Below are 23,133 nucleotides of genomic sequence, written 5' to 3' on the forward strand. Positions count from 1 at the left end.
TGAGGGCATGCGCATGGATCACGTCTCTTACGCCTGTGAACAAGATGGCCTAGCTGCCACCACCGAACGAATTGCGTCTGCCCTCGGCGTCGAAGCCGTGAAGGGCGGAGTACACCCCAGATTCGGGACCCGCAACATGATCATCCCGCTCGCGGGACACAAATATGTCGAGGTCGTGGAGGTCCTGAACCACCCCGCGTCCGACAAGGCCCCCTTCGGCCAGGCCGTCCGCGCCCGCTCCGAAGCAGGCGGCGGCTGGATGGGCTGGTGCGTCGAAGTTGACGACCTCGCCCCGTTCGAGGAGCGGCTCGGCCGCGCCGCCGTCAACGGCAACCGCAAGTTCCCGGACGGCCGAGAACTGGTCTGGAAACAGATCGGCATCCTCGGGCTCATCGCCGACCCCCAGGTCCCCTACATGCTCAAATGGGAAGGCGATCCGGACCTCCACCCGTCGAAAGCCTACGAGAGCAACGTCAAGATGTCCGCCCTCACGATCGCCGGCTCGGCAGGGCGTGTCACCGAATGGCTCGGTGTCCCGGTCGAGAAGCCGCTGGAAGACGTGGCCGTGAACTGGCTCGCTCCCCGCGGGACGCCCGGCATCCTCTCCGTCACCTTTGAAACGGCCTCCGGAGCCGTCACCATCTAACGCCCCACACTTCGGCCGCCATCAGCGGGTGCCAATGACGTCACCCACCGATGGCGGCCGATACTTTTTAACGCCGCCCCGGCCCCGGGCTGAGCTGGACGTGCTCCCGGCTTTTAGGGTTGGTGTGTGGTTTTGTGGTGTGCGCGGGGTCATCCGAGGCCGATGGACTTCCCGAACAGGCTGAAGCCGACGAACGCGACGACGTCCAGCACGGCGTGCGCAATCACCAGCGGCATCAGGCGCCGGGTCTTGATGTAGACGAGCGCGAAGATGACGCCCATGATGGCGTTGCCGATGAACGGCCCGAAGCCCTGGTAGAGGTGGTAACTGCCGCGCAGCATCGAACTGGCTAAGATCGCCAGCGGCAGGCTCCAGCCGAGCTTAGGGAGCCGGTCCAGCAGGTAACCCACCACGATCACTTCCTCCACTATCCCGTGCCGGATCGCGGAGAGGACCAGCACCGGGACCGTCCACCAGTAGGAATCCAGCGCGCTGGGGATGATCGCCGTCGTGATGCCCAGCGCCCGGCCCGCGGCGTACAGGCCCAGGGACGGGATGCCGATCAGCGCCGCCAGCCCGAACCCCTGCAGCAGGTCCCGGCCGGGGCGGGCGAAATTGAGGCCCAGTTTCTGGAACGCCGTGACGCCGCGGCTGCCGCCTCCGGACAGGCTTGACGTCCGGTGGTCGGTGAGGAAATAGAGCGCCAGGACCACCGGCACCAGAGCGAAGAAGATGTCCAGCAGCTGGTAGGTGAGATCGAAGTATTCGCGGTTGCTTTGCGACCGGTTCAGGGTGGAGGTGCCCTCCGCCAGCGGCGCCCGGGTCATCTTGTCCAGCAACTGGACGACCGAGTACACAGCGGACTGCCCCAGGGACAGGCCCAGGACGATCCAGACTTCTAAGCGCAGACGGCGGCGGGAGGGAACGAGCATGTTCCTATCTTGCCCGGTCTTGGCTTGCCCGGTCTTGCCCGGCTTGCCGCCTATGCTGGGGTTTATGAGTGCGCCCGGGAAAATCATCATGATCCGGCACGGCCAGTCCGCGGCCAACGCCGACACCTCGATCTACAACCGGGTGCCCGATTACCGGATTCCGTTGACCGACCTCGGCGTGGAACAGGCCCGGGCCGCCGGCGAGCAGGTCCGGCGGTTGCTCGACGGCCGCCCGGTGTGCGTGTACGTCTCCCCCTACCTGCGGGCCTACCAGACCCTGGAGGCGCTCAACCTCGGTGCGCTGGTGGAGCGGGTGATCGAGGAGCCGCGGCTCCGTGAGCAGGACTGGGCCAACTTCCAGATCGCCGGTGAGATCGAGGACCAGAAGGAACTCCGTAACGCCTACGGCCACTTCTTCTACCGCTTCCGCGAAGGCGAGTCCGGCTCGGATGTCTATGACCGGATCTCCTCCTTTATGGAGACCCTGTACCGGCACTGGTCCAGGCCCGGATACGCCCCCAACGCACTGTTTGTCACCCATGGGCTCACCATGCGGCTGTTCTGCATGCGATGGTTCCACTGGTCCGTGGAGTACTTCGAGTCGCTCAACAACCCGGACAACGCCGAGGTCCGCACCCTGTACCGCACCGGGGAGGGCAAGTACGAGCTGGACAAGCCGTTCAGCCAGTGGGAGGCCCGGCGCATCGATGAGACGGTGCTGGACGCCCCGCCGATGTTCTTCTAGCAGCCGCGGCTCATTCCGGGACCCGGGCGATCACCTGCCGGAACTTCCCGCTCAGGCCGCTTTGTTCCGGCGGTTCTTCCGCGCGGACGACGTCGACATTCCCCAGTTCCAACCCGGCAAGGTACTCCAGCAGCCTGCCGGACGCCGCATGCCACACCGCCGCGGCATCGGCACCGGGTTCCGGTTCGAGCCGGAGCCGGAGGGTCGCCGGACCTGTCTGGACAAGCTGGCCGCGGTGCAGTCCTGGCGTTTCGTTGACCACCGATCCGATGGCGAGCGGCAGGACCCGGACCGTGGTGCCGTCGGCGCCCAGCAGCCGCAGGACATCGTCACGGCGGCCCGCGACCCGGATGGCCGGCAGCGGGCTGCCGCACCCGCACGGGCCGGTCTTCGCCAGCACCGAGTCGCCGAGGTCGTAGCGGATGATCGGCTGCACGCGGTTGGCGAGGTTGGTGAGCAGCGCGGTGTGGGACGGCTCCCCCGGCGGTGTGGGTGAGTAGTCGGCCCCGACCGGTTCCAGGATGGCCCAGTCACTGTTGACGTGCAGCCAGCCGCGGGCGCAGTCGAATGCCAGCGGGGTGAACTCGGAGGCCGCGTAGGCATCGTGGACGGCAGCGCCGAACGCCTCCGCGATGCGGGCCCGCACGTCCGGGCCGCAGGATTCGCCGGCGAGCTCCACCACTACCGGTTTCAGGTGGAGCCGGCCGGCCACCTGCTCCTCGGCGAGCAGCGCGAGGGCACTCGGGTAGCCGGTGACGGCCGAGGGGTCGTAGTCGTTCAGGGCTGCCACGAGCCGCGCCAGCGGCTGCTGCACCGGGAACGCCCGGAACGCCCGCCGCCGCCACCCGCTGCGCCGGCGCTGCCATTGCACCCAGCCCGCCCCGGCGTAGTGTCCGCCCGTGCCCACCACAGCCGCCCAGCGCAGCCCGCGGCGGGCCATCGCCAGCAGCTCGGCCGGAGACAGCCAGGCCAGGTCGACGCGGAGGATAAAGGACTGGGAGACCGCCAGGGAACGCGGGTCGTGCACGAAGATCCCGGGGTGCCCGGTGGTGCCCGACGTGGTGCAGACGAAATACCGGCCCAGGAACGGCGTTCCGACCAGGGACGGATCGGCGATGAACGCCTCGACCCCGGCGCGGGTAACGGCGGGGTCGGTGACCCAGTCGTCGAAGTTGGCCATCAGCTCCTGTTTGGTGACCGGGGGCAGCTGCGCCAGGATGACGCCGCCGGAGAGCCGGGCGGGCGCCACGTCCCGGTACAGGTGCCGGTAGAACGGCGAGCTGGTCCGGGCGTGGGTGACGATCGCTGCCAGCCTGGCCTCGCGGCGCCGGGCCAGGCCGGCTGGCCCCTGGCGCTGGGCGCGCAGCTGATCGAGGGCGATGCCCAGTTCCTCCAACAGCCGGGCCACGGTTCCTCCTGGGGTAGGCCGACAGGGGCGAAAAACATGATGCCGCACGCTTCAGGTCAAATGTACCGTCAGCGGGCGCGGACCCCCGCGCGCCAGACGGCGCGGGTCAGCGGCATGCCCGGCCGGTAGGCCAGGTGGGTGGCGGACGGGGCGTTCACCAGGTGCAGGTCCGCGCGGTGGCCGACGGCGATCGAGCCGACGGCGCGTTCGCCGTCGACGTCGGTCCCGGACTCCCGGCCGAGGGCCAGCGCCCCGCCGTACGTCGCGGCACGCACCGCTTCGTGCACGCTGAGGCCCATCTGGAGCACGGCGGTGGTGACGCAGAACGCCATCGAGCTCGTATAGGAGGTGCCTGGGTTGCAGTTGGAGGCCAGCGCGAGCTGCACGCCGGCGTCGAGCAGTTCCCGGCCCGGCGCCAGCGGCTGGCGGGTGGACAGGTCGCAGGCCGGCAGGCAGGTCGCCACCGTGCCGCGCCCGGTTCCTGCCCCGTCCCAGCCGGCCCAGCTGGCCGCGAGGGCGTCGAGGTCGGCGGCGGACAGGTAGTTCACGTGGTCCACGCTGGCCGCCCCGAATTCCACCGCGAGCTTCACGCCGGGGCCAACGCCGAGCTGGTTGCCGTGCACGCGCAGGCCCAACCCGGCCTCCCTGCAGGCCTGGAGCACGCGCCGGGACTGGTCCTCATCGAAGGCGCCGCGCTCGCAGAAGACATCGGCCCAGCGCACGAACGGCCGGACGGCGGCGAGCATGGGGCCGCAGACCAGATCCGTGTACTCCTCGGCGTCCATCCCCGCGGGCACCAGGTGCGCGCCGAGGTAGGTGACCTCGTCCACCACGGTGGAGGCGATCCGGGCGCTGCGGGCCTCGTTGTCGATATCCAGGCCGTAGCCGGTCTTCGTTTCCAGGTAGGTGGTGCCCTGCGAAACTGCCTCTGCCACCCGGCCCAGCGCGAGCCGGGTGAGGTCGAAGTCGCCCGTGCTCCGGGTGGCGCCGGTGGTCACGGCGATCCCGCCGGCGCTGTAGCTCTCCCCCGCCATCCGCGCCTCGAACTCGGCGGTCCGGTCCCCGGCGAAGATCAGGTGGGTGTGCGAGTCGACCCAGCCCGGCAGCAGGGCGCGGCCGCCGGCGTCGATGGACTCGTCGGCGGACGGCGCGTCCGCCGCCTGCCCCAGCCAGGCGATCCGTTCACCCTCGATCACGATGGCCGCGTCCCTCAGGACCCGGTGCTCCGGGTCCTGGGTCATCAGCTCGGCGAGGTTGGTGATCAGGGTGCTCATGCGTCCATTGTTCAGCGCCGGATGGACCAGCGCGTCGCCGCCAGCGCCTCTGCTGTCCGGGATGCCGGACCCGGGGCCGCGGCGGCGCCCTGGCCGGCGAGGATCAGCCCGGCCGCGAGTTCGGCGATGCCGGAGGAGGTCTGGAAGCCGTAGCCGCCCTGGCCGGCGAGCCAGAAGAACCCGGGGGCCTCGGCGTCGAACCCCACGACCGGGACGCCGTCGGCCGCTTCCGTCCGCAGCCCGGTCCAGGCCTGGCGGACGCCGCGGATGCCGAGGGTGGTGACGGCGTTGAGCCGGGCGACGAGTCTTTCGATGTCCCCCGGGTGCGGCTGCGCGTCCTCGGGCCCGCTCGGTTCGTGTTCCGAGGGCGAGATCAGGACCTGCTCCCCGTCGCGCCGGAAGTAGAACGAGTCGTCGGCGGCGGCCACCATGGGGCTGCCGTCCGGGAGGGGATGCTCGACGTCGACGATCGCCGCGGTGCGCCGGTACGGCTGTAGCTGGACCTTCTCGACGCCGCTGAGCACGGCGAGCTCGTCGGCCCAGGCGCCGGCGGCGTTGACCACGACGGCGGACTGGAAGCCTTCCTGCCCGGCACCGAGTTGCCAGCCCGAGCCGAGGCGCTGGGCCGAGTGGACGCGGGCGCCGGTGATGATGTCCACCCCCTTGGCTTCGGCACGCCGGCGCTGGTCCTCGAGCAGCAGGGGCGCGTTGCAGGCGAAGGAGCCGGTGTCCAGGCCGGCGGCGGCGAAGGAGTCCGGGACCAGGGCCGGGCAGAGTTTCAGGGCCTCGGCGTGGGTGATCGGCCGCATGTGGCCGCTGGCCTGCTCCCGGACGGTGGCGTCGTCGCCGATCAGCAGGAAGCTGCGCGGTGAGAGTACCGGCTCCGGCCGGGTGGCGTCCCGGGCGGAGATCAGTTCGAGGGTGCGGAGAGTGAGCTCCTGGACCGCGGGCGGGCCGTAGCTGGGGATCAGCTGCCGGGCCGAGCGGGCCGAGGCGTGGTACGCGAGGGTCTGTTCGGCCTCCACCAGCGCGACGCTGCACTTTCCGGCCAGGGCTGAGGCAAGGGACAGGCCGGCGATACCGCCGCCGACAATCACGACATCGTAATTAGCTGACATGGTTCCATCCTTGCAGACGGAACGGTTGCGGCACCGTTTGTGGCGCCGCAACCTCGGTCCGGGTCCTGTCCGCCAGCCGGGGGCCCCGCTCAGCCGGCAAGGGCCCCGCTCAGCCGGCGAGGGCCCCGCTAGCCGGTGAAGCCCCGCTCAGCCGGCGACGGCGGCGCGGCTGCGCACGAAGGCCTGCACGCAGGCCTCCACGTCCTCGGCGCTGTGCGCGGCGGAGAGCTGGACGCGGATCCGGGCCGCGCCCTTGGGCACGACGGGGTAGCTGAATGCCGTGACGAAGACGCCGTTGTGCAGCATGGCGTCGGCCACCCTGGCGGCCATCACGGCGTCACCGAACATGACCGGGACAATGGCGTGCTCGCCCGGGAGCAGCTCGAAACCTTCCTCGGACATCCGGGTCCGGAACAGCGCGGCGTTGGCGAAGAGCTTGCTGCGCAGCTCGCCGGAGCTCTCCACGAGGTCCAGGGCTTTGAGCGTCGCCGCGACGATGGCCGGGGCCAGCGAGTTGGAGAACAGGTACGGGCGGGCCTTCTGGCGGAGCATCGCGACGACTTCGCGGCGGCCGGAGACGTAGCCGCCGGAGGCACCGCCCAGGGCCTTGCCGAACGTGCCGGTGTAGATGTCCACCCGGTCCGGGACGCCGGCGTGCTCCGGGGTGCCCGCACCGCTGGCGCCCATGAAGCCCACGGCGTGGGAGTCGTCCACCATGACCATGGCGTCGTATTTTTCCGCGAGGTCGCAGATCGCCTCGAGCGGGGCGAGGAAGCCGTCCATCGAGAAGACGCCGTCCGTGACGATGATCTTGCGGCGTGCCGGGTTCTCCTGCGTGGTGGCCTCGATCAGCTTCGATTCGAGGTCCGCCATGTCCTGGTTGGCGTAGCGGAAGCGCTGGGCCTTGCAGAGCCGGATGCCGTCGATGATCGAGGCGTGGTTCAGCGCGTCGGAGATGACGGCGTCTTCCGGGCCGAAGAGTGATTCGAACACCCCGCCGTTGGCATCGAAGCAGCTGGAGAACAGGATGGTGTCCTCGGTGCCGAGGAACTCGGAGACCCGCTCCTCGAGGGCCAGGTGCAGGTCCTGGGTGCCGCAGATGAACCGCACGCTGGCCATGCCGAAGCCGCGGTCGTCCATCGCGGCCTTGGCGGCGGCGATGATCTCCGGGTGGTCCGCGAGGCCCAGGTAGTTGTTGGCGCAGAAGTTCAGCACGTCCGCGCTGGACTCGCCGATCTGCCCGGCCTTGATGTGGTTGGCCTGCGGCGAGTCGATGTGCCGCTCGGTTTTGAACAGGCCAGCGCTGCGGATCTCGTCCAGCTCGTGCTGCAACTGGTCCTTGATGGCTGAATACATGTGGTTGTGCTCCTCAGCTGGTGGGGTCGGTGGGCCGAATCGGGGGGGCGGTTAGAAGCAGGTCCAGTCGAGGACCACTTTGCCGCCCACGCCGGCGCGGGCGATCTCGAAGCCCTTTTCCCAGTCGCTGGCGGGAAGGGTGTCCGTCACGACGGCGGAGATGTTGGCGCGCAGGACCGGGTTGGAGGAGAGCATGGCACTCATCGCGTACCAGGTCTCGAACATTTCGCGGCCGTAGATGCCCTTCATGGTCAGCATATGCGTGACCACTTTGCCCCAGTCGATATCGATTGGCTGGCTGGGCAGTCCCAGCATCGCGATCCGGCCGCCGTGGTTCATGTTCTCGATCATCTCAGGCAGCGCCGTGGGGTGTCCGGACATTTCCATCCCGATGTCGAATCCCTCGCGCATGCCCAGTTCGCGCTGGGCGTCCTTGACCCGCATCTTCGAGACGTCGATCGCCAGGTCGACGCCGAGGGTGCGGGCCAGTTCCAGCCGCGGGGCGGAGACATCGGTGATCGCGATCTTGCGGGCGCCGGCGTGGCGGGCGACGGCGATCGCCATCAGTCCGATGGGCCCGGCGCCGGTAATCAGCACGTCCTCGCCGACGAGGGGAAAGCTGAGCGCGGTGTGGACGGCGTTGCCGAAGGGGTCGAAGATGGCGCCGAGTTCAGGCGTCACGGAGGGGTCCTGGTGGACCCACACGTTGGTTTCGGGGATGACGACGTACTCGGCGAAGGCGCCGTCGCGCTGGACGCCGACGCTGACGGTGTTGATGCACATCTGCCTGCGGCCGGCGCGGCAGTTGCGGCAGATGCCGCAGACGATGTGGCCCTCGCCGGAGACACGGTCGCCGACCTTGACGTCCAGGACGTCCTCGCCGGTCCCGACGACCTCGCCGTAGAACTCGTGGCCGGCGATCAGGGGGGCGTTAATGATGCCCTGCGCCCACGCGTCCCACGACTGGATGTGCAGGTCGGTGCCGCAGATGCCGGTGGTCATGACGCGGATCAAAACGTCGCCGGGTCCAGTTTCCGGTTCGGGACGGTCCACGAGTTCGAATCCTGCGTGGGCGCCGGCCTTGTAGAGAGCCTTCATGGGCCTTCCTGACTGTGCCTTCGTCAGGCACGGGTAGATCCGCTGCCCGGGGCAGCTCGTGTGGGTCAACTCACCCCATTAGAGCCGCTGCAAAGCGTTAGCACAAACGGATTTTTCTCATTCGACGATTTAGCTTTTCCTTGCGCATAGACTGGTCGGCATGGAAATCCACCAGCTGGAGATGCTCCGCGAACTCGGGGCCCTCGGCAGCGTCAAGGCCGTCGCCGAAACCCTGCTCGTCACACCCTCGGCGGTATCGCAGCAGCTGGCTGCCCTGCAGAAATCCGTCGATGTGCCGCTGACCCGCAAGGAGGGCCGGAACCTGGTCCTCACCGAAGCCGGGCAGGTCCTCGCGGACGCCGGGGCCGCGGTCGTGTCCGCCATGGCGGACGCGCGGACGGCGATCGGCGCCTACCATAGCTCGCCGGTGGCGCCGGTGACACTGAGCGGGTTCCACAGCGCGGGGCAGGCCCTGTTCGCCCCGCTCGCCCGACTGCTGGCCGGGCCGGGTCAGCCGCGGATCCTGCTCTCCGACGAGGACGTCGCCCAGCAGGACTTCCCCGCGCTGACCGCCCGGTACGACCTGGTCCTCGCGCACCGGATGGACCACAGCGCGGCCTGGCCCGGGGAGCGGGTGGCGGTGATTCCGCTCGCGCACGAGCCGCTGGATGTCGCGCTGCCGGCCGGGCACCGGCTGGCCGGCCAGCGGGCGGTGACGGCGGACGACGTCGTCGGGGAACCCTGGGTGACCAGCCGCACCGGCTACTCCCCCGCGGACGTGCTCTCCGCCGTCGCGGCCGTCTCCAGCCGGGAACTGAACATCGTCCACCGGATCAACGACTACTCCACGGTGGCGGCCCTGGTAGCGACCGGGAGCGTGGTCGGGCTGCTGCCCCGGTACACGGCGCGGCCGGTGCTGAACCCGGACATTGTGCTGCGGCCGCTCAAGGGCATCAGCACCCGGCGCCGGATCGACATCCTGGCCCGCCCGGAGAACCTTAAACGCACATCGGTCATGATGGTCTGCGAAGCACTGCAGACCATCATGACCGAGTTGGTCCGTTGACCCAGGTAGCTCGCAGCAGGGGCCGTTCTGAGCTCAAAACGGCGCCTGCTGCGATCCAGCTGGGCAGGGCCGGGACCTAGCCCTCGACGCCGAGGCGCTCCAGGATCAGTTCCTTGACGCGGCCGGCGTCGGCCTGGCCGCGGGTGGCCTTCATGACCGCGCCGACGATCGCGCCGATCGCCTGGAGCTTGCCGCCGCGGATCTTGTCCGCGACGCCGGGCTGCGCGGCGAGGGCCGCGTCGATGGCTTCGAGCAGGGGTCCGTCGTCGGAGACCACGGCGAGGCCGCGCTTCGCCACGATTTCCGCCGGGGTGCCCTCGCCGGCGAGCACGCCGTCGAGGACCTCGGTGGCCATCTTGTTGTTGATCTTGCCGTCCTCGACCATGGTGTTCAGTTCCACGATGGTCGCCGGTGCGACGCCGAGCTGGCCGGGGTCGACGTCGGCGATCTTGGCGCGTCCGACGATTTCGCCCATCCACCACTTGCGGGCCACCGTGGCGGTGGCGCCGGCGGCGATGGTTTCCTCGATCTCGTCCATCACGCCGGCGTTGACGACGTCGCGGAATTCCAGGTCGGAGTAGCCCCAGTCGGCCTGCAGGCGCTTGCGGCGGGCGGCCGGCGGCTCGGGCAGCGTGGCCCGGAGTTCCTCGACCCACTCGCGGGAGGCGACGATCGGCACCAGGTCCGGTTCCGGGAAGTAGCGGTAGTCGTCGGCGTCGGACTTGGGCCGGCCCGACGTCGTGGTGCGGGTGTCCTCGTGCCAGTGCCGGGTTTCCTGGACGATCGGCTCGCCGGAGTCCAGCACGGCGGCGTGCCGCTGGATCTCGTAGCGGACGGCGTGTTCGACGGCGCGCAGCGAGTTGACGTTCTTCGTCTCGGAGCGGATGCCGAAGCGTTCGCGGCCGTGCGGGCGGAGCGAGACGTTCGCGTCGCAGCGGACGTTGCCGCGTTCCATCTTGGCATCGGAGACGCCGAGGTTCTTGACGATCTCGCGGACCGCGGCGACGTAGGCCTTGGCGAGCTCGGGCGCACGGCTGCCGGCGCCCTCGATCGGCTTGGTGACGATCTCGACGAGCGGTACCCCGGAGCGGTTGTAGTCCACGAGGGAGTAGTCCGCGCCCTGGATGCGGCCGGTGGCGCCGCCCATGTGGGTCAGCTTGCCGGCGTCCTCCTCCATGTGCGCGCGCTCGACTTCGACGCGGAACACGGTGCCGTCGGAAAGCTCGACGTCCAGGTAGCCGTCGTATGCGATGGGCTCGTCGTACTGGGAGGTCTGGAAGTTCTTCGGGGTGTCCGGGTAGAAGTAGTTCTTCCGGGCGAAGCGGCAGGTCTCGGCGATCTTGCAGTTGAGCGCCAGGCCGATCTTGATTGAGGACTCGATCGCGGTCCTGTTCACCACCGGCAGCACGCCGGGCATGCCCAGGTCCACCTCGTTGACGTTGGTGTTGGGCTCGTCGCCGAACACGTTCGGGGCGGAGGAGAACATCTTCGTCTTGGTGTTGAGCTCGACGTGGACTTCGAAGCCCAGGACGGGATCGTACTTCTCCATCGCCTCTTCGAAGCTGAGGGTTGCGTCAGTCATTAGTGGGAACCTCCGTGGCTCAAGGCGGCGCCAGCCGTAGAAGAATCAGAAAGCGCGGAGCCCGTCAGGGAAGGGTCCGTCAGCGAAGGGTCCGTCAGCGACGGGGCGCGGTCCAGCAGCGGGCCGCCCCACTGGGCCTCGAGCAGGGCTTCGAGCACCGCACCGACGCGGTACAGCCGGGCGTCCTGGCGGGCCGGGGCCAGCAGCTGGACGCCAACCGGCAGTCCGTCCTCGTCGGCCAGGCCGCCGGGCAGCGAGAGCCCGGGGACGCCGGCCATGTTGGCGGGGATGGTCGCGACGTCGTTGAGGTACATCGCCAGCGGGTCGTTGAGCTTCTCGCCGAGCTTGAACGCCGTGGTCGGCGCCGTGGGGGAAATCAGCACATCGGCTTTGGCGAACGCGGCGTCGAAGTCGCGCTGGATCAGGGTACGCACCTTCTGGGCCGAGCCGTAGTAGGCGTCGTAGTAGCCGGCGCTCAGGGCGTAAGTGCCCAGGATGATGCGGCGCTTGACCTCGTCGCCGAAGCCGGCGGCGCGGGTGGCGCCCATGACGCGTTCAATCGTCATCGGGCCCTCCCCGGGCAGGACGCGCAGGCCGTATCGGACGCCGTCAAACTTGGCCAGGTTGGAGGAGGCCTCCGAGGGCATGATCAGGTAGTAGGCGCCCAGGGCGTACTTGAAGTTGGGGCAGGACACTTCCACGATTTCGGCGCCGGCACTTTTGAGCAGCTCGAGGGATTCGTTGAAGCGGTTCTCGACGCCGGTCTGGTAGCCCTCGCCGTGGAGTTCCTTGATGATGCCGATCTTCATGCCGTGCACGTTGCCGATCGACGCGGCGGCGACGAGGTCCTCCAGCGGGTCCGGCAGCGAGGTGGAGTCGTGCGGATCGTGCCCGCCGATGACCTGGTGCAGCAGGGCCGAGTCCAGCACGGTCCGCGAGACGGGGCCGATCTGGTCCAGCGAGGAGGCCATCGCGATCGCGCCGTAGCGGGACACTCCGCCGTAGGTGGGCTTCACACCGACGGTGCCGGTGACGGCGCCTGGCTGGCGGATCGAGCCGCCGGTGTCCGTGCCGAGGGCCAGCGGGGCCTCGAAGGCCGCGACGGCTGCGGCGGACCCGCCGCCGGAGCCGCCGGGGATCCGGTCCAGGTCCCAGGGGTTGTGGGTGGGGCCGAAGGCGGAGTGCTCGGTGGAGGAGCCCATCGCGAATTCGTCCAGGTTGGTCTTGCCCAGGATCGGCATCTTCGCGGCGCGCAGCCGCTTGACGACGGTGGCGTCGTAGGGGCTGTGCCAGCCTTCGAGGATTTTCGAGCCGGCCGTGGTGGGCTGGCCGACGGTGACGATCAGGTCCTTGACGGCGATCGGCACACCGGCGAGGGCGTGCAGCTCCTGCGCCGCGGCGCCGCCGGCGGCGCGGATCGCGTCGACCTCGGCGGCGACGGCGAGCGCCTCATCCGTGTTGACGTGCAGGAAGGCGTGGACCAAGCCGTCGACGGCGGCGATGCGGTCCAGGTGCGCCTGGGTGACCTCGACGGCGGAGACTTCGCGGGCGGCCAGTTTGCGGGCGAGCGTCGCGGCGGAGGAGCGGATCAGTTCGTTGTTCTCAGTCATGTTCTTAGCCCTCATCCAGGATTGCCGGGACCTTGAAGCGGCCTTCGTACGCATCGGGGGCGCCGGAGAGTGCCTGCTCGGCGGTGAAAGTGTGGCCCACTACGTCCTCGCGGAACACGTTCGTCAGCGGGATCGGGTGGGACGTGGCCGGGACGTCATCACCGGCGGCTTCACTGACGGATTTCACTGAATCGACGATGACGGCGAGTTCGCCGGCCATCCTGTCGAGCTCTTCAGCACTCATCTCGATGTGCGCGAGACGCGCGAGATGCGCGACGTCGTCGCGGTTGATCGCAGCCATGGATCTCCCCTGCAAGTTCGGATTATTTTCCGTCCCAGTCTACGTGGGTTCGCCTGCTGTTACTTCCCGGCACCATGCCAAACAGCGCGGGGTCACCTACGGCCCATCCGGAGGTCCGGAATGGGCCGTAGGTGACCCCGTGTTGCTGGTGGCGGGGGGTTAGGCGATGCCGATGGCTCCGGTGAGGACTCCGACGGCGAGCATGACCAGGGAGACGACGGCGGTGCGCCAGAGGACCTTCTTGTGGTGGTCCCCCAGGTCGACCTTGGCGAGCGAGACCAGGAGCAGGATGGCCGGGACCAGGGGGCTCTGCAGGTGGAACGGCTGGCCGGTGATGGATGCGCGGGCCATGTCCGCGGCGCTGACACCGTAGTGTGCCGCGGTCTCGCTGAGCACCGGGAGGACGCCGAAGTAGAAGGCGTCGTTGCTCATGAAGAACGTCATCGGGATGCTCAGCACGCCGGTGATGACGGCCATGAACGGGCCCATATCGGCGGGGATGATCGCTACGAGCCATTCCGACATCGCCTTGACCATTCCGGTGCCGTTCAGGACGCCGGTGAGGACGGCGGCGGCCATGACCATGCTGACGACGGCGACGATCGAGGGTGCGTGGGCGATCAGCTGGGCGCTCTGTTCCTTGACCTTCGGGAAGTTGACCAGCAGGGCGATGGCGGAACCCACCATAAAGACGTACGGGAGCGGAACAACGTTGGCAACGAGCGTCACCATGACTGCCGCCGTCAGACCGAGGTTGAACCAGAACAGCTTGGGCCGCAGGGTGGCGCGGTTGGGGTCCAGCGCGGTGTCGGCCATGGCCGTATCGCGTTCGTCGACGAGGTCCTCGGTGCGTTCCAGGACGGCGACGGAGGAACCTCCGGCGGCGGGGCTTCCGACGGTGGGAACTCCCCCGGCAGGGGCGGCGCCCTTGCCGCCGAAACCGAAGCGACCGGTGCCGCTGCCGCCGGTAGCGGTGCCGCCGTCGAAAGTACCAGCGGAGTCCCAGATCTCCGGGGCGGTGGCGCGGAGCCGGTTGCGCTCCTGCAGGCCCAGGAGCCAGGCGAAGACGAACACGACCACGAGGCCGGCGATCAGCGAGGGGATCATCGGAACGAAGACATCGTTGACGTCGAGCTTCAGCGCGGTTGCGGCACGGGCGGTGGGGCCGCCCCAGGGCAGGATGTTCATGGTGCCGTTGGCGAGGCCCGCGACACAGGTCAGGACCACGGGGCTCATCTTGAGGCGCAGATAGACCGGCAGCATGGCCGCAGTGGTGAGGATGAAGGTGGTGGAGCCGTCGCCGTCGAGGGACACTGCCGCGGCGAGGATGGCCGTGCCAAGGACTACCTTTGCGGGGTCGTTGCCGAGCTTGCGCAGGATGAACCGGACCAGCGGGTCGAAGAGCCCGACGTCGATCATCAGGCCGAAGTAGATGATGGCGAACATCAGCAGGGCGGCCGTGGACGTCATCGACTTCATCGAGTCCATGACCATCGGGCCGATGCCGAGGCCTGCGCCGGCGAAGAGTCCGAAGACGGTGGGGACGATGATGAGCGCCAGCACCGGCGTCAGCTTCTTCGTCATGATCAGGACCATGAATACCGCGATCATGGCGAATCCTAGTAATACCAGCACGGCCGGCTCCTTCTTCATTGAATCGCAACACCCCGGTGTGATGCGTACTACAGACGTTAGAGTGGCGCGCGTCACGGCTGGGTCTTTGCCTCATTTGATTGGCATACTGCTTATTGGACGCATTTTGCGCATTGTGCTCACACCCGAAGGAGGACCGCCGTGCCACGCTTAACCGGCCGGGCTCCCCTGCGGTTCTCCACCCAGACCCTGCTGCTGCAGCTGGGGGTCGTGGTGCTGGTAGTGCTGCTGACCAGCGCCGTCCACGGCTGGCTCACCTACGACCGGCTGGGCCGCGAGGCGGAGAACCAGGCCCTGACGCTGGCCCGGACCGTGGCCTCGGACCCTGAGGTCCGCGCCGAGGTGCAGCAGATCAGCGCCCAGCCCGGCACTCCCCCGGCCGCCGAACTGCTCGCCGGGCCGCTGATGGCCGCCGCCGAAGGTGCCCGCACCCGCACCGGCGCCCTGTTCGTGGTCATCACCGACGAGACCGGCCTGCGGCTCGCGCACCCCGATCCGGAGCGGCTCGGGGAACGGGTCAGCACGGACCCCACCGAGGCGCTGTCCGGCAAGGAAGTCACCACCCGGAACACCGGAACCCTGGGCCCCTCCGCCGGGGCCAAGGTTCCGGTCTTCGCCCCGGGCTCGGACGCCGTCGTGGGTGAAGTCAGCGTGGGCTACTCCACGGAATCCATCAGCCAGAGCCTCTCCAGGGACATCGTCCCGATCGCCCTGACCGCCGCCGGCGCCCTGCTGGTCGGCGTGCTCGCCTCCTTCCTGCTCCGGCGCCGGCTCCAGCGGCTGACCCTGGGCCTGGAACCGGAGGAAATCAGCACCCTGGTCCACGACCAGGTCGCGGTCCTGCAGGGCGTCGACGACGGCGTGATCGGCGTCGCCGCGGACGGCCGGATCAGCGTGTTCAACTCCGCGGCCCAGCGCCTGCTGGGCCAGCCCGATCTCACCGGAACGCCGTGGGCCGATGCCCCGGTGCCCGCCCAGCTGCCCACCCTGACCCGGGCCGACGCCGCGGAAGGCGACGCGGTGGAACTGGTCGCCGGCGGGCGCGTGCTGGTGGCGAGCGCCCGGAAGGCGCTGCACGGCCGCGAAGACCTGGGCTGGGTGGTCATGTTGCGGGACCGGACCGAACTCCAGCAGCTGACCCGCCAGCTGGACGCCGTCGGCACCATGTCCACCGCGTTGCGGGCCCAGCGGCACGAGTTCGCCAACCAGCTCCACACCATCGCCGGCTTCATAAGCATCGGCCAGCACCAGCAGGCCCGCGACTACCTGGCCCGGCTGGCCGCCACGGGGCCGCTGAAGTTCCCCGTGGACCAGGCCGAGCTGCTCCAGGACCCGTACCTGCAGGCCTTCCTCGGCGCCAAGGGCGTGGAAGCGGACGAACGCGGAGTGACCCTGCGGCTCGGCCCGGAAACCCTGGTCCGGGGCCAGGTCACCGAGCCGCAGGAAGTCACCACTGTCCTGGGCAACCTTATCGACAATGCGGTGAACGCCGCCGTCGCGGGCTCCGCGCCGGAGCGCTGGGTCGAGGTGGAGGTGCTCGACGAGCCCGGCACTGGGGCCAGCGGTGGGACGTTGCTGATCGTCGTCGGGGATTCCGGCGACGGATTGCCTGCGGCCGAGGCGGGCGGTGCGGACGCCGTGTTCGCGGAAGGATTCACGACGTCGGAGCGCCCGGCCCGGGCGGGGGCCGGCCAGGGACTGGGCCTCGCGCTGGCCCGGCAGCTGGCGCGCCGCCGCGGCGGGGACGTGAAGGTGCTGGACCGCGGCTCCGCCGGCGGCCACGGCGCGGTGTTCATGGCGACCCTGCCGGGGACGACGGCGCCCAATGCGAAAGCGCTCAATGAGACGGACGAAAGGGACAACGATGTCTGAGGATTTCCGGGTGCTGATCGTCGATGACGATTTCCACGTCGCCAAGCTGCATGCGGCCTACGTGGACTCGGTGGCGGGATTCCTGGCGCTGCCCCCGGCCGGGTCGGCGTCGCTGGCGCTGCAGGCCATTCACAGCCTGCGCCCGGACCTGGTGATGCTGGACGTCTACCTGCCGGACGCCTCGGGCCTGGACCTGCTGCACCAGCTGGACGTGGACACGATGATCCTGAGCGCCGCCTCGGACACGGCTTCGCTGCGGCTGGCGTTCCGGCGCGGGGCGCTGGGTTATCTGCTCAAGCCGTTCACGGCCGAGTCGCTGTCCCAGCAGCTGCGCTCCTATGCGCGCTACCGGCGGATCCTGGCCCAGCCGGGGAACGTCACGCAGGACACGGTGGAACGGGCCAAGCGCGCGCTGATCCCCGGGGACGTCATTCCCTCGGCCAAGCCCCGGTCCGCCACCGAGGCCTCCGTGCTGGAATCGCTGGAGCCGGGCGAGCAGTACTCGGCGGCCGAGGTGGCCACCCGCGTGGGCGTCTCCCGGGCCACCGCCCAGCGGTACCTCTCAGCGCTGGCCGACGACGGCGCCGTCGACATCCAGCTGCGCTACGGCACCACCGGCCGGCCCGAGCACCGCTACGGGCTGCCGCCGTCAGCAGGTGCCTGATCCCCCGCCCCCAAAGCAACGCGGGGTCAGGTGGTGATGTCCCGGTTCTTGCGGAAGGCGTTTTGGCGGGCGTGCTCGTGGACGCGGCTGAGGGCCTCGATCTGGGACCGGGCGTCGTCCGCGAATGCGGTAAACGTGGCTTTGTCGAGTCCGAGCTCGGGTGCCAGCTCTTCCAGGGTCTGCCAGCCGCCAAGCTTTCCCAGGACCGCGGCGCGCATCAGTTCGGCCTCCAGCACCATGGTCATCGGGGACCGGTGCACGATGCGCCCGTTCAGCTTGAGCCGGCCGGCGTGCTCGGCGAGCCAGGCCGCGGCCTGGCGGTGCGGGCGCCGCCGCACGCCCAGGTCCTGGATCAGCTTGAGGAGCACCTCGCGTTCCCGGGTGATTTCCGCGCTGACCCGGGAAAGTTCGGCGGACACCGGGGTGTCGGCGAAGGCCTCGGCCATGCGCTGGATCCGGGAGACGCCGGCGGTGGAGCCGGTCAGGTGGTCCGAGAGGTACAGACCGAGGAGCTTCTCATCGATTGAGCCGGGGATGTGCGGTGCCATGGATCCTTCACGTTGCCTTGCCTGAGCGTTTCGATTGACCTAAACCCTACCCCACGGCGGCTGTTGCCCCCCGGGTTGTTGCCGTCCGGGCGGCCGTCCTGCGGCTTACAGCTCCTGGCGGTAGACCAGCAGCTTGATGTCGGTGTCCGGGACGACCCAGTCACGCTCGGGCGCCCGCTGGAACCCGGTCTTCTGGTAGAGCCCGTGGGCACTTTCCCAGGTCAGGCCCGTGGTCAGCGCCACGGCGTTGATGCCGGGCAGCGCGCGTGCGTGGTCCAGGATGGCGTGGACCATGGCTTTGCCGGCACCGCTGCGCTGCACGGCCGGGTCCACCACGAGCATCCGGAATTCCAGCTCGTCGGCCTCGGCGATGTCCGCGTAGGGTTCGCCGGCGACGGCGAGGGTCACGGAGCCGACGATGCTTCCCGCGCGTTCCGCCACCCAGATGGTGGCCCTCGCATGCCGGCGGGCCACGTCCTGGATCTGGCGCATGTACGGGTGGTCGGCGCTCTCGAAATAGCCCGCGGCCAGGTAGGCGTCCCGGGTGATGCGCGCGATGGCGTCGTAGTCGGCCGGAACTGCGGGGCGGATCAGGATCTGAGGATGCACCTGTCCATGGTACGGGCGGGCGCCCCGGCCCGATCACGGATCGCCGGTTTCCGTGACTGAACTATCAGAGCGGCGCAGGCCGCCAGGGGGCTGCGCTAGAGCGGGAACTTGCCGGAGAGTTCCAGCGTCCCGGCGCAGGTCCAGGCCGCGAGGCGTTCGTCGTCGGAGGGGCCGCCGTCCAGCGGGCTGGTCAGCCGCGGACGGCGCACCCAGCAGCCGGCTTCCTCGGCGATCAGGGCGCCGGCGGCGAAGTCGTGTTCGTTCAGGCCGCGTTCACCGTAGGCGTCGTGGGTGCCGTCCGCCACGAGGCAGAGGTCCAGGGCGGCGGAGCCGAGCCGGCGGACGTCGGCGAAGCCGTCCATGACGCCGCCCAGCCCGGCCGCCTGTTCGGCGCGGACGGCCGGGTCGTAGCTGAAACCGGTGGCCAGGATCTGCCCGGGGCGCCCCGCGACCGGTCCGGACAGCTGCGTCAGCCGGCCATCTGCCTCAAGCCAGGCGCCCTGCCCGCGGAGCGCGTAGTACCGCCGGCCCAGCGCCGGGGCGTTGACGACGCCGGCCAGCCAGACGCCGTCGGGGTCCGCCACCGCCACGGAGGTGCCGTAGTAGACGATGTTGCGGATGAAGTTGGTGGTCCCGTCGAGCGGGTCGACGGACCAACGGTAACCGCTGGGCGACGCCGGAAGGACGGTGCCGCCTTCCTCGCCGGTGATGATGTCGAACGGCCTCGCCGCGGTGATGACGTCCCGGACGGCGGCTTCCGCGGCGAGGTCGAAAGCGGTCACCCAGTCCCCGGAGTCGCCCTTATTGCTGACGTCCAGCCCGGCGGCGTTCCGGCCGGCCAGGACCGCGGCCCCGGCCGCTGCCGCCTGCTGGGCGAGTTCCAGCAGCCCGGCCGGCAGGGAACCGGCGGTCCGGCCGGGGGCGCCGGCGCTCATTCGGTCACCACTTCCTGGTGGTCCTCTTCTGCATCCTCAACAGCGCCGTCGCCGCCGTCGTCCCGGTCCACGTCGTCCCCCGGTTCCGCGGGACTTCCCGCCGACGGACCGGCGGCGCCGTCCGCCGGGCCGTTGGCCAGCAGCGCGCGGAAGCCGTCCTCGTCCAGGACCGTGACGCCGAGCTGTTCGGCCTTGTCCAGCTTGGTGCCTGCGTTCTCGCCGGCAACAACGTAGTCCGTCTTTTTCGAGACCGAGCCGGATGCCTTGCCGCCGCGGATCAGGATGGCTTCCTTCGCCTCGTCCCGGCTGAAGCCCTCCAGGCTGCCAGTCACCACGATGGTCAGTCCCTCCAGGGTCCGGGGCATGGACTCGTCGCGGTCGTCCTCCATCCGGACGCCGTCGGCCGCCCAGGTGTCGACGATCTCGCGGTGCCAGTCCTCGGTGAACCATTCGATCAGGGCCGCCGCGATCACCGGCCCGACGCCGTCGACGTGGGCGAGCTCCTCCTCGGAGGCCTGCCGGATGCTGTCCATGCTGCCGAAGGCCGTCGCGAGGGCCCGGGAGGCACGCGGGCCGACGTGCCGGATGGAGAGCGCCACGAGGACCCGCCAGAGGGGCTGGGTCTTGGCTTTTTCCAGTTCGCGGAACAACTTCTCCGTGGTGGCCGTGGGTTTGGACGGGGTCTTGGCGCTGCCTTTGCTGAAGAAGTACGGCACCAGCTCGAACTCTCCGGTGGCCACGCCCTTGGAGCGCTTTTCCCGCCGGATGCGGACGTCGGCGAGGTCCGCGGGGGTCAACCGGAACAGGTTCGCCTCGGTGGTCAGCGGCGGGGTCTCCGGCTCGGCCGGCTGGGTCAGGGCGATGGCGGCCTCCCAGCCGAGGGCCTCGATGTCGAAGGCGCCGCGGCCGGCGAGGTGGAACACGCGTTCGCGCAGCTGCGCCGGGCAGGAGCGGGCGTTGGGGCAGCGGATGTCCACGTCCCCTTCCTTGGCCGGCGCCAGCGGGGTGCCGCACGCGGGGCATTCGGTGGGCATCACAAAGTCCCGGACCGGCGGATCCTGCTGCCCGCGCAGGGCCAGGACCGGCCCGACGATCTCCGGGATGACGTCCCCGGCCTTGCGCAGCACCACGATGTCGCCGATCTTGACGCCCTTGGCCTTGACGACCTCCTGGTTGTGCAGGGTGGCCATCTCCACAGTGGAGCCGGCCACCTTGACGGGCACCATCACGCCGTACGGGGTGACGCGGCCGGTGCGGCCCACATTGACCGCGATGTCCAGCAGCTTGGTGTGCACTTCCTCGGGCGGGTACTTGAAGGCGACGGCCCAGCGCGGAACCCGGGAGGTGTAGCCGAGCGCGCGCTGGGTGGCGAAGTCGTCGACCTTGACCACGATGCCGTCGATTTCGTGGGTGAGGCTGTGGCGCTTGTCGCCGTAGCGGGTGATGAATTCCAGCACGTCTTTCAGCCCGGGCAGGACCTCGAAGTACGGGCTGGTGGGCAGACCCCACCCGCTTAGCCGACGGTAGGTGTCCGACTGGCTGGCCGTGTCGAGTCCGTCACGGGCGCCGATGCCGTGCACGTACATCCGGAGCGGGCGCTTGGCGGTTTCCGCCGGGTCCTTTTGGCGCAGCGAGCCGGCGGCGGCGTTGCGGGGGTTGGCCAGCGGCGCCTTGCCGGCCTCGATCAGCGCCTCGTTGAATTCGGCAAAGGCCTTGGACGGGATAAAGACCTCGCCCCGGACCTCCATCTCGGCGGGGAAGCCCTCGCCGCGGAGCTGCTGCGGGATTTCCTTGATGGTGAGGACATTGTGGGTGATGTCCTCCCCCGTGGTGCCGTCGCCGCGGGTGGCGGCCCGGATCAGCACACCGTCGCGGTAGAGCAGGTTCACGGCGAGTCCGTCGATCTTGAGTTCGGTGAGCCAGGCCGGGGTCCCGTTGCCGAGTTTGGTGATGTTCGCTTCCGCTTTGGTGATCCACGCCTCCAGCTCCTCGAGGGAGAAGACGTCCTCCAGGCTGTACATCCGCTGCAGGTGTTCGACGGCGGCAAAGGCGGCCGACACCTCGCCGCCCACCTCCTGGGTCGGGGAATCGTTGGCCACGAGTTCCGGATGCATGGCCTCGATTGTTTCCAGCCGCCGGTAGAGTTCGTCGAACTCGGCGTCCGAAATGATCGGCGCGTCCTCCAGGTAGTACGCGAAGCGGTGCTTGCGGACCTCCTCGACGAGGACCTCATACTCTTCGCGCACGGCCTCGGAGGGGGTGTGTGTTTCGGCTTCTGCTGCAGTGTTCCCTGTGCTCACAGACCTATCCTGCCCTAGATCGCCGACATTGTCCGGTCAGGTACGTGTGCCCGGGACGCCGGTGCGAGGGGCCTTCGCCGGCGTGGCGGGGTGCTGGCCGCTGTGGCGCGCAAAGTCGCGGGACCGCTGGCTCGACAGGGCGATAATCAGGAGGATGTCCAGCGAGAGTCCCACCAGGTTTGTCGCAAAAGTGACTCCCGGGCCGCCGTTGAGGACAGCGATCCATTGGGTCACGATGGCGGCAGAACTCAGAGCCATGGCCGCCAGCCGGGACCGGTTGCCGCCGCGAAGAATGAACCAGGCCAGCATGATCTCGGTGATCCCGAAGACGGCGAGGACCACAGCGACGGGCGGCAAGAGGGCGTCGGCGTCGATCTCGGCCGCCACGGCGGGACTCCCGGCAAGCAGGCCGACGGCGAGCGCGAGCGCCGCCAGGCCGCGGAGGACGACGAGGACGCCGCCGAACAGCGTCGGTGCCGGCCGGCGGTGCCGGCGGTCCGTCGCCGCCGGCACGACCGTTCCGGGCTGGGGCCTGAGCCTGGTGAGATCGACCACGGGCAGGTCTCCGTCCGTCGATATGCTGTCCCCGCCGCCGTTGCGGGCGTGGTAGCCGGTCGAAAAGTCCCGGATCACGCGGACCTCGACGTCGGTTGCGCTCTGTTGCAGGGAAGCCAGCACGTGGTCCCGTTCCGCGTCGATATTCTCCGCGATTTTATGCGTGATCTGGAGCGTGAACAGCGACAGCCCTACCGAACGGTCATAGGTGCCGGCCGCAAGCCAATCGACCTTGACCCCGCCGGGCAGGACCCACCCCGGCGGGCAGCGCCAAAAGCGGATGTGGTGGCGCTTCCCCGGGTTCCCGTCGACTTCCTGCTGGTAGGCGAAGTCCTGCTGCCGGCCGAACAGTAGCAGCGGGCTGACCGGGGCCTCGTCGTAGCTGCGCCGTGTCAGCGTCGCGGTGACGATCCGTCTGCTGCTCGCCAGATCGACGTCGTCCGCCAAAGTCCAGCCGGCCTGGCGCATGGCCGAATGGAGTTGCTCCGCTGACCCGAGCAGCGCCACGTTGACGGGGTCTCCGAGCAGCCCGTCGCTGGTGCGGGCCCGGCCGATGAAGTAGTCGGGCAGGTAGATACGGGTCAGGATCCGGTGCAGCCGCGGCAGGACCAGATAGGCCAGGGCAGCCCAGAAGATGACCGAGAACCAGAGGCGGTCCCAGTGCAGGCTCTCCTCGAAGAGGATCGTGGCGAGCCAGACGGCGGCCATCCCGCTGAAGGCGAAAAACGCGGTGTCCACGACAGTGCCGCTGTCCTGGATACCGCCACGGGTCGCGTCTGCCCGATTTGTCGCGTCGGCCATACACAGACACTACAAGACCGGGGTGGGCGCCGGATGCCCTATCACTTTTGGTCCTTCTGA

Annotated in this window: 20 protein-coding genes; 5 read left to right on the plus strand and 15 right to left on the minus strand. The window is 69.3% G+C overall.

Translation table 11 applies throughout. The features are described 5' to 3' along the window. The first annotated feature begins 7 nt into the window (after nt 1-7). Entirely contained in the window at nt 8-646 is a 639-nt protein-coding gene (locus tag ACZYZ3_RS10760; protein ID WP_463963812.1) for a VOC family protein, read from the plus strand. Nucleotides 647-795: 149 nt separating this feature from the next. On the opposite strand, the gene ACZYZ3_RS10765 is transcribed toward ACZYZ3_RS10760, so the two are convergent. Further along, complete coding sequence (locus tag ACZYZ3_RS10765; RefSeq protein ID WP_463963813.1) at nt 796-1,578, minus strand: CPBP family intramembrane glutamic endopeptidase; 783 nt, start codon at nt 1,576-1,578, stop codon at nt 796-798. A 64-nt stretch (nt 1,579-1,642) separates the two neighbouring features. Here ACZYZ3_RS10765 and ACZYZ3_RS10770 point away from each other — a divergent pair, with 64 nt between their 5' ends. Beyond that, nucleotides 1,643-2,323 (plus strand): histidine phosphatase family protein, encoded by a 681-nt coding sequence (locus ACZYZ3_RS10770; RefSeq protein ID WP_463963814.1) that lies wholly within the window; start codon nt 1,643-1,645, stop codon nt 2,321-2,323. Between the two features lie 10 nt (nt 2,324-2,333). Here the strand turns inward: ACZYZ3_RS10770 and ACZYZ3_RS10775 are convergent, their stop codons facing one another. The 5 genes from ACZYZ3_RS10775 to tdh form a co-directional block, all read right to left on the minus strand. Next, the gene (locus ACZYZ3_RS10775) at nt 2,334-3,731 is read right to left on the minus strand and encodes a phenylacetate--CoA ligase family protein (RefSeq protein ID WP_463963815.1); all 1,398 of its coding nucleotides are present in this window, start codon (nt 3,729-3,731) and stop codon (nt 2,334-2,336) included. Between the two features lie 68 nt (nt 3,732-3,799). Beyond that, nucleotides 3,800-5,005 (minus strand): amidohydrolase family protein, encoded by a 1,206-nt coding sequence (locus ACZYZ3_RS10780; protein ID WP_463963816.1) that lies wholly within the window; start codon nt 5,003-5,005, stop codon nt 3,800-3,802. 11 nt (nt 5,006-5,016) lie between these two features. Further along, the gene (locus tag ACZYZ3_RS10785; RefSeq protein WP_463963817.1) at nt 5,017-6,123 is read right to left on the minus strand and encodes an NAD(P)/FAD-dependent oxidoreductase; all 1,107 of its coding nucleotides are present in this window, start codon (nt 6,121-6,123) and stop codon (nt 5,017-5,019) included. A 147-nt stretch (nt 6,124-6,270) separates the two neighbouring features. Then, on the minus strand, nt 6,271-7,479 hold the full coding sequence (locus ACZYZ3_RS10790) for a glycine C-acetyltransferase (protein ID WP_463963818.1): 1,209 nt from the start codon (nt 7,477-7,479) through the stop codon (nt 6,271-6,273). Between the two features lie 51 nt (nt 7,480-7,530). Continuing rightward, nucleotides 7,531-8,577, minus strand: coding sequence for an L-threonine 3-dehydrogenase (gene tdh, locus ACZYZ3_RS10795; protein ID WP_463963819.1), 1,047 nt, complete (start codon nt 8,575-8,577; stop codon nt 7,531-7,533). 160 nt (nt 8,578-8,737) lie between these two features. Here tdh and ACZYZ3_RS10800 point away from each other — a divergent pair, with 160 nt between their 5' ends. Next, the gene (locus ACZYZ3_RS10800; protein ID WP_463963820.1) at nt 8,738-9,643 is read left to right on the plus strand and encodes a LysR family transcriptional regulator; all 906 of its coding nucleotides are present in this window, start codon (nt 8,738-8,740) and stop codon (nt 9,641-9,643) included. 76 nt (nt 9,644-9,719) lie between these two features. On the opposite strand, the gene gatB is transcribed toward ACZYZ3_RS10800, so the two are convergent. From gatB to ACZYZ3_RS10820, 4 genes are all read right to left on the minus strand, one after another. Continuing rightward, nucleotides 9,720-11,225, minus strand: coding sequence for an Asp-tRNA(Asn)/Glu-tRNA(Gln) amidotransferase subunit GatB (gene gatB, locus ACZYZ3_RS10805; protein ID WP_463963821.1), 1,506 nt, complete (start codon nt 11,223-11,225; stop codon nt 9,720-9,722). Beyond that, nucleotides 11,225-12,835 carry an Asp-tRNA(Asn)/Glu-tRNA(Gln) amidotransferase subunit GatA gene (gatA, locus tag ACZYZ3_RS10810; RefSeq protein WP_463963822.1) on the minus strand — a complete coding sequence of 537 codons (1,611 nt, stop codon included), beginning with the start codon at nt 12,833-12,835 and terminating at the stop codon, nt 11,225-11,227. Before gatA ends, gatB begins: the two co-directional genes overlap by 1 nt. Nucleotides 12,836-12,839: 4 nt before the next feature. Next, nucleotides 12,840-13,136, minus strand: a complete 297-nt coding sequence (gatC, locus tag ACZYZ3_RS10815) for an Asp-tRNA(Asn)/Glu-tRNA(Gln) amidotransferase subunit GatC (protein ID WP_056432749.1) — start codon at nt 13,134-13,136, stop codon at nt 12,840-12,842. A 159-nt stretch (nt 13,137-13,295) separates the two neighbouring features. Then, a complete protein-coding gene (locus ACZYZ3_RS10820) occupies nt 13,296-14,771 on the minus strand; it encodes a CitMHS family transporter (RefSeq protein WP_463963823.1) in 1,476 nt (491 codons plus the stop codon). Between the two features lie 159 nt (nt 14,772-14,930). On the opposite strand from ACZYZ3_RS10820, the gene ACZYZ3_RS10825 reads away from it, so the two are divergent. Both ACZYZ3_RS10825 and ACZYZ3_RS10830 read left to right on the plus strand, forming a co-directional pair. After that, nucleotides 14,931-16,661 (plus strand): sensor histidine kinase, encoded by a 1,731-nt coding sequence (locus tag ACZYZ3_RS10825; protein ID WP_463963824.1) that lies wholly within the window; start codon nt 14,931-14,933, stop codon nt 16,659-16,661. Beyond that, nucleotides 16,654-17,325 carry a response regulator gene (locus ACZYZ3_RS10830; RefSeq protein ID WP_463963825.1) on the plus strand — a complete coding sequence of 224 codons (672 nt, stop codon included), beginning with the start codon at nt 16,654-16,656 and terminating at the stop codon, nt 17,323-17,325. Before ACZYZ3_RS10825 ends, ACZYZ3_RS10830 begins: the two co-directional genes overlap by 8 nt. A 26-nt stretch (nt 17,326-17,351) precedes the next feature. On the opposite strand, the gene ACZYZ3_RS10835 is transcribed toward ACZYZ3_RS10830, so the two are convergent. The 5 genes from ACZYZ3_RS10835 to ACZYZ3_RS10855 form a co-directional block, all read right to left on the minus strand. Beyond that, complete coding sequence (locus ACZYZ3_RS10835) at nt 17,352-17,873, minus strand: hypothetical protein (protein ID WP_463963826.1); 522 nt, start codon at nt 17,871-17,873, stop codon at nt 17,352-17,354. A 105-nt stretch (nt 17,874-17,978) separates the two neighbouring features. Next, entirely contained in the window at nt 17,979-18,482 is a 504-nt protein-coding gene (locus ACZYZ3_RS10840) for a GNAT family N-acetyltransferase (protein ID WP_463963827.1), read from the minus strand. Between the two features lie 95 nt (nt 18,483-18,577). Next, nucleotides 18,578-19,417, minus strand: a complete 840-nt coding sequence (locus ACZYZ3_RS10845) for an inositol monophosphatase family protein (protein ID WP_463963828.1) — start codon at nt 19,415-19,417, stop codon at nt 18,578-18,580. Then, nucleotides 19,414-21,717 carry an NAD-dependent DNA ligase LigA gene (gene ligA, locus ACZYZ3_RS10850; RefSeq protein WP_463963829.1) on the minus strand — a complete coding sequence of 768 codons (2,304 nt, stop codon included), beginning with the start codon at nt 21,715-21,717 and terminating at the stop codon, nt 19,414-19,416. Before ligA ends, ACZYZ3_RS10845 begins: the two co-directional genes overlap by 4 nt. Nucleotides 21,718-21,753: 36 nt before the next feature. Then, nucleotides 21,754-23,073, minus strand: a complete 1,320-nt coding sequence (locus tag ACZYZ3_RS10855) for an LssY C-terminal domain-containing protein (RefSeq protein WP_463963830.1) — start codon at nt 23,071-23,073, stop codon at nt 21,754-21,756. Nucleotides 23,074-23,133 lie beyond the last annotated feature (60 nt).

The organism is Pseudarthrobacter linnaei (assembly GCF_055412825.1).